This window comes from Lonepinella sp. MS14436, assembly GCF_042470565.1.
Classification (GTDB): domain Bacteria; phylum Pseudomonadota; class Gammaproteobacteria; order Enterobacterales; family Pasteurellaceae; genus Lonepinella.
In genome coordinates this window covers 1,591,737-1,603,590 of sequence record NZ_CP170385.1, presented here as the reverse complement: position 1 = coordinate 1,603,590, position 11,854 = coordinate 1,591,737, and the positions used below count along the sequence as shown (strand labels likewise).

10 protein-coding genes and 1 tRNA gene are annotated in these 11,854 nt (G+C 37.0%); 3 read left to right on the top strand and 8 right to left on the bottom strand.

Annotated elements, in window-relative coordinates; all coding sequences use genetic code 11:
• Positions 1 to 104: 104 nt before the first annotated feature.
• Positions 105 to 878 carry a TOBE domain-containing protein gene (locus O1Q81_RS07755; RefSeq protein WP_386690254.1) on the bottom strand — a complete coding sequence of 258 codons (774 nt, stop codon included), beginning with the start codon at positions 876 to 878 and terminating at the stop codon, positions 105 to 107.
• Between the two features lie 126 nt (positions 879 to 1,004).
• Here O1Q81_RS07755 and modA point away from each other — a divergent pair, with 126 nt between their 5' ends.
• Complete coding sequence (gene modA / locus O1Q81_RS07750; RefSeq protein WP_386696914.1) at positions 1,005 to 1,769, top strand: molybdate ABC transporter substrate-binding protein; 765 nt, start codon at positions 1,005 to 1,007, stop codon at positions 1,767 to 1,769.
• Between the two features lie 322 nt (positions 1,770 to 2,091).
• Here the strand turns inward: modA and O1Q81_RS07745 are convergent.
• Positions 2,092 to 2,167: transfer RNA gene (locus O1Q81_RS07745), tRNA-Gly, on the bottom strand.
• Positions 2,168 to 2,275: 108 nt separating this feature from the next.
• Complete coding sequence (gene orn / locus O1Q81_RS07740; protein ID WP_386692963.1) at positions 2,276 to 2,824, bottom strand: oligoribonuclease; 549 nt, start codon at positions 2,822 to 2,824, stop codon at positions 2,276 to 2,278.
• A gap of 95 nt (positions 2,825 to 2,919) precedes the next feature.
• Between orn and rsgA the strand changes: the two genes are divergently transcribed.
• A complete protein-coding gene (rsgA, locus tag O1Q81_RS07735) occupies positions 2,920 to 3,966 on the top strand; it encodes a small ribosomal subunit biogenesis GTPase RsgA (RefSeq protein WP_386696912.1) in 1,047 nt (348 codons plus the stop codon).
• A gap of 64 nt (positions 3,967 to 4,030) precedes the next feature.
• On the opposite strand, the gene argA is transcribed toward rsgA, so the two are convergent.
• Complete coding sequence (argA, locus tag O1Q81_RS07730) at positions 4,031 to 5,347, bottom strand: amino-acid N-acetyltransferase (RefSeq protein WP_386696910.1); 1,317 nt, start codon at positions 5,345 to 5,347, stop codon at positions 4,031 to 4,033.
• Between the two features lie 272 nt (positions 5,348 to 5,619).
• Between argA and cpdB the strand changes: the two genes are divergently transcribed.
• On the top strand, positions 5,620 to 7,602 hold the full coding sequence (gene cpdB, locus O1Q81_RS07725; RefSeq protein WP_386696908.1) for a 2',3'-cyclic-nucleotide 2'-phosphodiesterase: 1,983 nt from the start codon (positions 5,620 to 5,622) through the stop codon (positions 7,600 to 7,602).
• A 61-nt stretch (positions 7,603 to 7,663) separates the two neighbouring features.
• Here the strand turns inward: cpdB and O1Q81_RS07720 are convergent, their stop codons facing one another.
• The 4 genes from O1Q81_RS07720 to potA form a co-directional block, all read right to left on the bottom strand.
• A complete protein-coding gene (locus O1Q81_RS07720; RefSeq protein WP_386694179.1) occupies positions 7,664 to 8,767 on the bottom strand; it encodes an extracellular solute-binding protein in 1,104 nt (367 codons plus the stop codon).
• A 140-nt stretch (positions 8,768 to 8,907) separates the two neighbouring features.
• A complete protein-coding gene (potC, locus tag O1Q81_RS07715) occupies positions 8,908 to 9,678 on the bottom strand; it encodes a spermidine/putrescine ABC transporter permease PotC (RefSeq protein WP_386686590.1) in 771 nt (256 codons plus the stop codon).
• The gene (gene potB / locus O1Q81_RS07710) at positions 9,678 to 10,538 is read right to left on the bottom strand and encodes a spermidine/putrescine ABC transporter permease PotB (RefSeq protein ID WP_386696167.1); all 861 of its coding nucleotides are present in this window, start codon (positions 10,536 to 10,538) and stop codon (positions 9,678 to 9,680) included. The genes potC and potB overlap by 1 nt, the downstream gene beginning before the upstream one ends.
• A complete protein-coding gene (potA, locus tag O1Q81_RS07705) occupies positions 10,519 to 11,634 on the bottom strand; it encodes a spermidine/putrescine ABC transporter ATP-binding protein PotA (protein ID WP_386686588.1) in 1,116 nt (371 codons plus the stop codon). The genes potB and potA overlap by 20 nt, the downstream gene beginning before the upstream one ends.
• Positions 11,635 to 11,854 lie beyond the last annotated feature (220 nt).

The window sequence follows — 11,854 nt, the reverse complement described above, 5'->3', positions numbered from 1 at the left end:
AAATTCTTTTTAATATATAGTTGTTATACTATTGCACTAGTACATAAATGTAAATAGGAAAACTAAAAAAAGGAAACTATTTTTCAAAATATTCCAAGTTTAGATTAATAAAGGGTTGCCAAAATAATCTGTTCAGGATCGATTTTTGCCCAAACCTGTTGCCCAATGTTTAATGCCAAGGGTGACTCAAGGCTGGCACAAAATTCGATTTCATCATTTAAAGCCAAGATCACCTCTTGATTATTTTCTTTATCTAACAGATTCGTAACCGTTGCCACAAAGCTATTTTTTTCTTCAAGGGCTTCCTGATGAATTTTTACCCACGGAGCTTTAAATAGCAACATAACTTCTTTTCCCCAAGCTAGTTGAAGACGTTCGGCACTTTTTTTTGTGATTTCAGCGAAAATAGGTTGTGATAGACTTGGTAATTTAATTTCTACAGTCGCATGAAGTTGATGAATAACACATTGTTTTACTTTGCCAAATAGTTGATTTCTTGCACTGGTTTGCAGTGAAAATTGAGCAGTGGCAGAAAGTAAACTGTTGAGTGAAATATTCTCATCTTGCAAAATATGAAACGCTTTTTCTTGGGTTTGTGCAAGCAAATCATAGAGTTGCAATAGGCGAAGGGCATATTTCGTGAGCAATGTTCCGCCACCATTTTTTCCACCGACATTGCGTTCAAGTAGCGGATAGGGGCTGATTTCATTCATTGCGGCTAAGTGATCCCATGCACTTTTATAGCTCACTTTGGCATTTTTAGCTGCTTGATTAATGGAACCGCACTTTTGGATTTCTTTTAATAAACGAACACGTTTAGGATCAACAAAAAGTTGTTGTTGCAATTTTATAGTGAGTAAGATTTCAGTATCCATTATTTTTCCTATTTTCTTATCAATAATCAATTTAGAGTATTTTAAAGGAAACGGATTTATTCTTGTAGCTTTTCTTTTGTAATACGTTATATAATCTATGCGATATCGTTAATTATTCAAGGAGAAAAAATGAAATTAACAATCAAAAAACTTGCATTCGTAGTGGGAACTGGTCTAATTATGAGCCAAAGTGCAATGGCTGATGTAACAGTTTTTGCAGCAGCTTCCATGACTAACGCATTACAACAAGTGGCAGAAGAATATAAAAAAGTAAAACCAAATGAAAAAGTAGTTTTCTCTTTCGCTTCATCTTCTGTACTTGCAAAACAAATTGAACAGGGGGCTCCGGCAGATATTTTTGTTTCTGCGGATTTAAAGTGGATGGACTATTTAGCTGAAAAAGATGCAATTATCAAAGATAGCCGTACTATTTTAGTGGGGAATAGCCTTGTGATGATTGCTCCGAAAGACAGCAAAATTGACAGCGTTGATTTAACCAATGATAAATGGCAAAAGTCTTTAGATGGTGCTTTTTTAGCTGTTGGTGATCCTGAACACGTCCCTGCGGGTATCTATGCAAAAACTGCATTAACTCATTTAGGTCAATGGGCTGCTGTTGAACAAAAATTAGCTCGTGCTAATAATGTACGTGCAGCATTGGCTTTGGTTGAACAAGCTGAAAGCCCATTGGGTGTGGTTTATGGTACTGATGCTGCAGCAAGTCAAAAAGTGAAAGTAGTCGCTACATTCCCAGCTGATAGCCACCCTCCAGTAGAATATCCAGTGGCATTAATTAAAGATCATGGTAGCGTAGATGCGAAAGCATTTTTAGATTATTTAAAATCTGATGAGGCTAAAAAAGTATTTATTAGTTATGGTTTTACAGGGAAGTAATTAAAAAATAAGCAATTAAGTCTTATTTACGTGACTTGTGTCACAAAAATGAAATTTGCTATTTGATATAAAGAAATAAATTAGATATTCTTACCGCACTTAAAACAAGTGCTATGATAAATAGCCAGACATATTTTGCTTTCCGAGTAGTGCCTTGAAATATAGGCACTTTTTTTATCTCAAATATAGATGAAGTAATATATGTGGTGAGTTTATGTCAGATGTATTGTATTGATTTAACGAAAACAAAATTAGTAGAGTTTTTGAAGAATTGAAATAGAATAGATACAAAAAAGATGCTTAAAAAGCATCTTTTAAAATTTGGAGCGGGAAACGAGGCTCGAACTCGCGACCCCGACCTTGGCAAGGTCGTGCTCTACCAACTGAGCTATTCCCGCAGAGCGACATTCAATATCATGCACGAATGTCGAAAACAAGGCTTATTATACGAAGATTTTGATTGTTCGCAAGTAGAAATTTTTGTTTTCTGTTTATTTGCAGAAATTCTAGTCTAATTTAATAAAGTGTTCACGGTAATAAGCGAGTTCTTTAATACTTTCCCGAATATCATCTAAAGCTAAATGGGTATTTTGTTTTTTGAATCCTTCTAAAACTTCAGGTTTCCAACGGCGAGCCAGTTCTTTTAGTGTGCTGACATCCAAATGGCGATAGTGGAAATAATCGGCTAAATCGGGCATATATTTAAATAAAAAACGTTTATCTTGTGCCACGCTATTGCCACAGATGGGAGATTGTCCTTTCGGTACCCATTTTTTTAAAAAGTCGAGGGTCTGTAATTCCGCTGCTCGTTCAGTGAGTTTACTCGTTTTGACGCGTTCAATTAAGCCATTTTCTGTATGGGTTTTAACACACCAATCACTCATTTTGTTGAGTAATTCATCAGATTGTTTGACGGCTAATACGGGTCCTTCGGCTAAAATAGCCAGATTTTTATCGGTGACGATCGTGGCGATTTCAATAATCCGTTCTTGTTCGGGATCTAATCCTGTCATTTCTAGATCGATCCAAATGAGATTTTCTTTATCTTGTGGCATAATATCAAGTATCCTATATTGAATTTGTGCTATTGTAGCAAAATTCACAATTATAAAATAGATAGAAAAATCACCGCACTTTTAAGGAAATCTCATTGGCAAAGCAAAAATTGACCCAAAACCAAAAACGGCGTATTCATAGTAATAATGCAAAAGCCCTAGATCGTCATCAACGCCAACAGAAAAAACAAATAGATTGGCAAGATGATATGCTAGGGGATACGCAAGATGGGGTGGTGGTAGCACGTTATTCTATGCACGCTGATGTGGAAGATGAACAAGGCAATATTTTCCGTTGTAATTTACGCCGCACTTTGGCGAGTGTGGTGGTGGGGGATCGAGTAATTTGGCGTAAAGGTCTGGAGCAATTACAAGGGATTAGTGGCGTGATTGAAGCGGTGCAACCCCGTCAAAATGAACTGGCACGCCCTGATTATTATGATGGTTTAAAAGTCATGGCAGCCAATATTGATCGCATTATTATTGTTTCTGCCGTGTTGCCAACCCTATCATTGAATATTATTGACCGTTATTTAGTGATTTGCGAAACGGCGAATATTCCAGCAGTGATTGTGTTAAATAAAGTGGATTTGCTTTCTGAACAGGAACTGGCGGAAGCAGAACAACAGCTGAAAATTTACCAAGATATTGGTTATCAAACCCTGATGATTTCCGCCCAAACTGGCAAAAATATGCAAAAATTAACCGCACTTTTAGCTTCTGGTACGTCAATTTTTGTGGGGCAATCGGGGGTAGGGAAATCCAGTCTGGTCAATCAAATCATGCCTGAAGTCAATGCGGTAACCAATGCGGTGAGTGAAAACTCAGGCTTAGGACAACATACCACCACTTCATCACGTTTATATCATTTGCCACAAGGGGGGAATCTGATTGATAGCCCTGGTATTCGAGAATTTGGTTTATGGCATTTAGAACCCGAGCAAATTACGCTGGGTTATCGTGAATTTCAATATTTTCTCGGCACTTGCAAATTCCGTGATTGTAAGCATTTAGACGATCCGCAATGTGCCTTACGAGAAGCTGTTGAACAAGGCAAAATTCACCCCGTGCGTTTTGAAAATTACCACCGTTTGATATTAAGCCGTGATGAAACGAAATCACAGCGACATTTTGTGGGTTAAGCATGGTGTAACTACTCAGTACTATAAAAGATGCGGAGCATCGTTACTATTATAACCCTGTACGTCAGTGCAGGGCTAAATCCTGAATCAAAATCTTAGACCGCCGTTGGTAATTATAATGTTCTCGTTTTTCCTGTGGCAGATCTTCTACATTGGCGACGCTAAATCCTCGTTCTTGAAACCAATGAACGGTTCGGGTCGTGAGAACAAATAATTTTTCAATGCCTAAATTTTTTGCTCGTTTTTGAATGGCTTCTAATAGAATATCACCACGAGAGGAGTTACGATAATCAGGGTGAACAGCGACACAAGCCATTTCAGCCATTTTTTCATGCAGGTAAACATTTAATGCAGCACAAGCGATAATGACACCATCTCGGTCAATAATCGTATATTTTTCAATATCCATTTCTAATTGTTCACGAGAGCGTTTGACTAAAATACCTTGTTGTTCTAATGGGTGAATTAATTCAAGTAAACCTGGTATATCACGTGCGGTGGCAATGCGAATATCTTCTGAATTATCCATTGAAAGCTGTGTTCCCACACCGTCACGGGTAAATAATTCTTGCAATAATGAACCGTCTTCTTCATAACTTAATAGATGCGAACGTTTAACCCCTGCACGGCAAACATCAATGGCAGCTTGTAGAAAGCGAGCTTGGGAACTGTGATAAAGATCGTTGTGAATAAATTCTTGCAGATATTCAACGGCATCTTGTGGTAATAAATCCGAAATGGTTTGTTTTTGTGGGTCTAAAATCCCTTGTGTGGCACTAAAGCCAATCAGTTTTTCGGCTTTAATTTTAATCGCAACTTGTGTCGCAATTTCTTCAAAGGGCAGATTAAAACTTTCCCCCGTAACGGATGGTGCAATAGGTCCGATTAACACGATCGCATCACGATCTAACTGTTGTTGAATATTTTCCACTTCAATACGGCGGAGCTTACCACTTAATAAATAATCGACACCATCGTCCACGCCAATCGGTTGAGCTAAAATAAAGTTACTGCTGACCACATTGAGTAAAGGCGAATGGGGAAGTCGCATTGACAGTCTTGAAGTAATATCATAATTCAGTTTTCCCACCGCTTGCTTGACCAAATCAAGGGTTTTTTGATCGGTAATCCGAATATTTTTATGATATTGTGGTTTAATCTGATGTTGTAAAAGTAATTCATTAATTTGAACTCTCGCACCAAACACAATAATTAATTTGATCCCTAAACTGTGTAATAAACGAATATCGCTGATGATATTAATAAAATTTTTACTCGCAATCGTATCACCATCAAGCATAATCACAAAAGTTTTGCCACGGTGCATATTGACATAAGGGGTAGATTGACGAAACCATTGGACTAATTCTGTACTACGCATAATGCTTTCCTTTTAGGCATTGCTTAAATATTTATTCATTTATTGTGAATTTATATTCATTTTGTTGAATGTGCAAGAGAAATTTTTAGCAGACGAAAATTTTGTTATTTTTGACCGCACTTTGTTAGAAAATTCCAACATAATAAAAAATCTTTGATATGGATCACAATTTTATCAACACACTCTTTTAATTTTACTTTGTTTTTTGTAGATTAAACGATTAAATTCAAGATTTTGCAATGTATTTTTATTAAATGAAAAAGGAGTTCAAAATGGATCGAAGACGTTTTCTACAATTATCTAGTTTCTGTGTTTTTGCTCTCGGTAGTGATAGAGTGCTTTCTGCTGAACAAAGTAAAAATCAGAATGTGTTTAATTTACGTGTTGTTTCAACCACTGATGTACATGGTTTCTTAACGGATTTTGACTATTATAAAGATGCACCTACTGAGAAATTTGGTTTTAGTCGTACCGCAACACTTATTGAGCAAGCTCGTCAAGAAGTGAAAAATAGCGTATTAGTTGATAATGGTGATTTAATCCAAGGTAATCCCATTGCGGATTATCAAGCGGCGGTAGGTTATCAAGCAGGCAAGCCACACCCTTCAGTACAAGCCCTTAATTTGATGAAGTATGAAGTGGGAACGTTGGGAAATCATGAGTTTAATTATGGACTTGAATTTCTGGATAATGTGTTAAAAGAAGCAAAATTTCCGATTATTAATGCCAATGTTTATGATGCAAAAACTAAACAAAATCGTTATACCCCATACGTTATTCAGGAACGCAGTTTAATTGATGAACAAGGTAATAAACAATCGATAAAAATCGGTTATATCGGTTTTGTGCCACCGCAAATTGTGGTGTGGGATAAAGCCAATTTAGACGGTAAAGTGTATGTGGAAGATATTAAGCAAACCGCAGAAAAGTTTGTGCCAGAAATGAAAAAAGCGGGTGCGGATCTGGTGATTTGTTTAGCACATACTGGACCGAGTGATAAAGAATATGCAGTAGGCGAAGAAAATGCTGCTTTTCATTTAGCCGATGTGAAAGGGATTGATGCTATCGTATTTGGGCATTCTCACGGTTTATTCCCGCATAAATCTTTCCAAACAACCAGTACATTGGTGGATATGCCGAATGGTACAGTAAATGGTGTGCCAGAAAATATGTCGGGTTATTGGGGGAACAATATCGGTGTGATTGATTTGCAACTTTATTACCTTAACGGAAAATGGGTGGTGAATCATGCCACTGCACATATTCGTCCAATTTATGATAATGAGAAAAAAGCAGCCACGGTAGAAAATAAGCCAGAAATCACCGCACTTTTACAGCCAGTACATGAAGCAACACGGAAATTTGTGGCACAGCCAATAGGCAAATCTTTAGATGATATGTATAGCTATCTTGCTTTAGTGCAAGATGATCCGACCGTGCAAATAGTTAATCAAGCACAAAAAGATTATGTAGAAAACTATATTAAGAATATTCCTGAATTAAAAGATATTCCTGTGCTTTCTGCAGCAGCACCATTTAAAGTCGGTGGACGTAAAAATGACCCAACTTCTTTTGTTGAAGTCGCAAAAGGGGATTTAACCTTCCGTAATGCAGCGGATCTTTATCTTTACCCTAATATTCTTGCTACACTAAAAGTGAAAGGGCATCATGTTAAAGAATGGCTAGAATGTTCGGCGGGTATGTTTAATCAAATTGATCCGAATAAAACTGAACCACAAGGACTAATTAATTGGGAAGGATTTCGTACCTATAATTTTGATGTGATTGACGGATTAAGCTATGAAATTGATGTGACGCAACCTGCTCGTTATAACGGTGAGTGTGAGTTGATTAATGCCAATAGTGAACGAATTAGAAATCTACAATTTAATGGTAAGCCTATTGATTTAGACGCAGATTTCTTAATTGCAAGTAATAATTATCGTGCTTACAGTGCTAAATTCTCAGGAACGGGTGAAGAATTTGTGGCATTCCTTGCCCCAGATGAAAATCGTCAAGTGTTGGCAAATTATATTACTAAACAAACTAAGTTACAGGGAGCGATTACACCAACCGCCGATAAAAATTGGCGTTTAGCCAAAATTGAAAGTGATAAACCACTGGATATTCGGTTTGAAACCTCACCAAGTGAGCAGGCAAAAACCTTTATCAAAGCGAAATCGGTTTATCCGTTAGTAGATAAAGGCGTTGATGAAGTTGGTTTTGCGGTATATCAAATTGATTTAACCCACTAATTCCGATGTTTTAGAGATGAAAAAAGGCTTTCAAATGAAAGCCTTTTAAGTTTATATCATATTATTTTGCTGCTTTTAGCTCTTGATAATATTTTTCATATAATTCAACCGCTTCACCAACATCATCTTGCCAGTAAGATTTTTGCAATACTTCTGTTGTAGGATAGATAGCAGGATCGCTAGTAATTTCGGTTGGTAATTTTGCTTTTGCTTTCACATTAGAAGTTGGGTAGCCAATTTCTAAGGTTAATTGTTCAGCTACTTTTTCACTTAACAAGTAATTGATTAATTTATGTGCTGCATCAGGGTGTTTTGCATTAGCAGGAATCGCTAAAGTATCTACCCATAATACTGGACCTTCTTTCGGAAACACCATATCAATAGTATCTGGTGATTCTTTTTTGGCAATACGCACGGAACCATTCCATAATTGACCTAATTCAACTTCGCCAGAAATAAAAGAGTTGGCAGGGTTGTCTGAATTGAAAGAAAGTACGTTTGGACGTAATTTCAATAATTCTTCGTAAGCTGCTTTGATTTCATCTGGGTTAGTAGTATTAGGGTTTAAGCCTAATTTTACTAAAGCAATATTGAATACTTCACGAGCATCATCTAATAATTGCACTTTACCCGCAAATTCAGGTTTCCATAAGTCACCCCAAGAGGTGAAATCAGATCCTTTGTAGGTTTTGACGTTATACGCAATACCTGGTGCACCTAATAATTGTGGTAGGGAGTATTTGTTGCCTTTGTCATAGTCTTTATTTAACCAGTCTGGATCGAGTTCAGCAATCACAGGTAGTTTGCTGTGATCTAACTCTTTTAACATACCTTCACGTGCCATTTTAGACACGAAGTAGTTTGACGGTGCAATTACATCGTAACCATCGGAACCAGCACCTTGTAATTTCACTTTGGCATACATAGTTTCGTTAGATTCAAGGCTTGATACGTTGACTTTGATACCAGTTTCTTTAGTGAATTCATCTAATAGACCATCTGGCACATATTCTGTCCAAGTATAAAGATTTACCACTTTATCTTCACTTGTTGCTGGGGTTGCCGCAGGGGCTGCAGAAGTTTCAGTTTTGCTTTCTTTATCGTTACAACCAGTCAAAGCAACAGCAACTAAGCTAGCTGCGAAAAGACCTGCTAATTTTTTCATTTAAGATTTCTCCGTTGAGAGTAATTAAGAGTATCCGCCTTTTTATTTATTCAAATAGAAAGACATAAAAAAACGCCTGACTTTGGGCTAGGGACTAGCTTCGGGTCGGGCGTTATTTTATGTGGAAATATCCGATTTGTCTAGGTTTTATCCTTTTTTCCAATAACTTGTCCGAGCATTACTAAAATTAGTGAAAGGACAATCATAATGGTGGCTAAAGCATTCACTTCTGGTGTTACCCCTGTTTTTACCAAAGAATAGATTTTCAGTGGTAAAATTTCATAGCTTGCACCGCTAACGAAAGAAGAAACGACCACATCATCTAAGGATAGTGTGAAACTTAATAACCAGCCTGAAATAATTGCAGGTAACGCTAATGGTAAAATAATTTTACGCAAAATGGTGACTTCACTGGCACCAAGATCTCTAGCCGCCTCTAGCATACGCAAATCAAACCCTTTTAGACGAGAATAAACGCTGACCACAACGTAAGGTAAACAGAAAGTAATATGAGCCAACAATAATGACCAAAAACCTAATGAAATACCCACCATCATAAATAGGGCTAACAATGAAACCGCCATCACAATATCAGGCGACATCATTACCACGAATAACATACCGCTTACGGCTTGTTTACCACGGAACTTATAGCGATACAATGCGATGGCTGTTAAGCTACCAATAATAGTCGCTAGAGTGGCACCAACAAAAGCGATCACGACAGAGTGAATAGCCGCTTGGATAAGCGTATCGTTATTAAATAAACGCTCATACCAGTTCCAAGTAAACCCTTTCCAATTCAATCCATAGCGATCGCCGTTGAAAGAATTACCAACTAAAATAACAATTGGAATATACAAATAGGCATATACCAACAACATAAAGAAACTACGTAGGATACGACCCATTATTCTAACTCCACTTTCTTATTCAGTAATTTATTCGCTTTGTAGTAAACGAAAATCAATAACGCCATTAGAATGGTTAAGCCGATACTGATTGCTGAACCAAATGGCCAGTTACGCGAAATTAAGAACTCACTCTTAATTACATTACCCACTAATAAGACTTTTGCCCCACCTAATAAGTCTGCTACATAGAACATTCCCATAGCTGGCAGTAATACTAATAAGCAACCCGACACAATTCCTGGCATAGTGAGTGGAATAATGATTTTAATAAAGCGTTGTACTGCATTAGCACCCAAATCTTTCGCAGCTTCTAATAAGCGATGATCTAATTTCTCAATCGCTGAGTAGAGTGGCAAAATCATAAACGGTAATAGCAAATACACTAAACCGATAATCACCGCGATTTCGGTATTTAAAATACGAATTGGCTCGCTAATAACGCCTAAAGATAACAGAAATTCATTCAGAATCCCTTTTACCCCAAGAAACACTTTCATGCCGTAAATACGAATCAGTGAGTTAGTCCAAAATGGTAATACCAATAGGAATAACAAAAACGGACGGTATTTTTCGTTGATTTTTGTCATGATAAAGGCGAACGGATAACCGATAAGCAAACATAAAATCGTGGCAATTCCCGACATATATAAAGAATTCCACACTACGGTACCATATAAAGGTTCAAACAGTCGAGTGTAATTCTCGAAAGTAAATGGTAGGGCATAGAAATTACTGGCATCTTTACTGAGAAAGCTGACAATAAACACCAAGAAGTTAGGTGCAAAAACAAAGAAAATTAGCCAAGCAAAAATAATGCCGACAGTCACTTTCTGGAATTTATTGGTTGTCATTTTCATCATTCAATACCACTTCCCATTTTTCAATCCAAGTGACAGCCACTTTTTGATCTAATGAGTGATCGATATTCGGGTCGTCTTCGTTAAAGAATTCGCTAACCAGCACCATTTTTCCGTTATGTTCTAGTTCAACGGTGGATTCAAGGGTCATACCTTTGTAATTACGTTCACGAATATATCCAATAATCGCACTTGATTGTTCATTATCATCAAGTTCTTCTAATAACACATCTTCAGGACGTAATAATACTTTTAATTTTTGACCCTCGTGAACTTGTTGCTCAACATAAATATCGCAAATACGACCTTCCACATTGGCTTTAACACGTTGCTCATCAACACGGTGTAATACCACAGCATCAAAAATATTGATTTCACCAATAAATTTCGCCACGAATAAATTGCTCGGTTCCTCATAAATTTCACGCGGTGAACCATCTTGCTCGATATTACCTTTTTTCAATACGATAATACGATCTGACATGGTTAAGGCTTCTTCCTGATCGTGGGTCACGAAAATAAAGGTAATGCCTAATTGACGTTGTAAGGATTTCAATTCATTCTGCATTTGTTTACGTAATTTGTAATCTAATGCAGATAAAGATTCGTCTAATAATAAGACTTTCGGCTTATTGACCACCGCACGAGCAATGGCGATACGTTGTTGTTGACCACCAGAAAGTTGGCTTGGTTTACGTTCCGCCATTTCTTCTAATTGCACCATACGCAAAGCATCAAGAACTCTAGGCTTAATTTCTGCTTCAGGTACTTTTTGCATACGCAATCCAAATGCCACATTTTCAAAAATCGTCATGTGTGGAAAGAGGGCATAACTTTGGAATACGGTATTCACATGACGTTGTTCTGCTGGAATATTCGTGACATCTTCGCCGTCAAGAATAATTTGACCGTCATTAACTTCTTCAAAACCTGCAATCAAGCGTAAAACGGTAGTTTTACCACAGCCTGAAGGACCTAAAATGGTAACAAATTCACCATTATTAATGGTTAAATTGAAGTCTTTGATAATGGTGTTATCACCATAGGATTTAGTAAGAGAGCGTAGCTCAACGATAGGTTTAGTCGTTTTTTCCACTAGCTTTGGTTTTCTCCCTGAAAAACTAATATGGGTTAGTTAAATAGAAGTACAACACTTACTTAACGACAAGTAAGCACCGAGTTTTTTGAACACTTATGATATAGCTATTGTTCGCTAATGAAAAGGGAATAATGTCTTTTTAGCCAAATTTTTTTATTTATAAAGATATAAATGCTCAAAAATTGATTTAGATAAAACTTCGGGCATAAATTTTAGA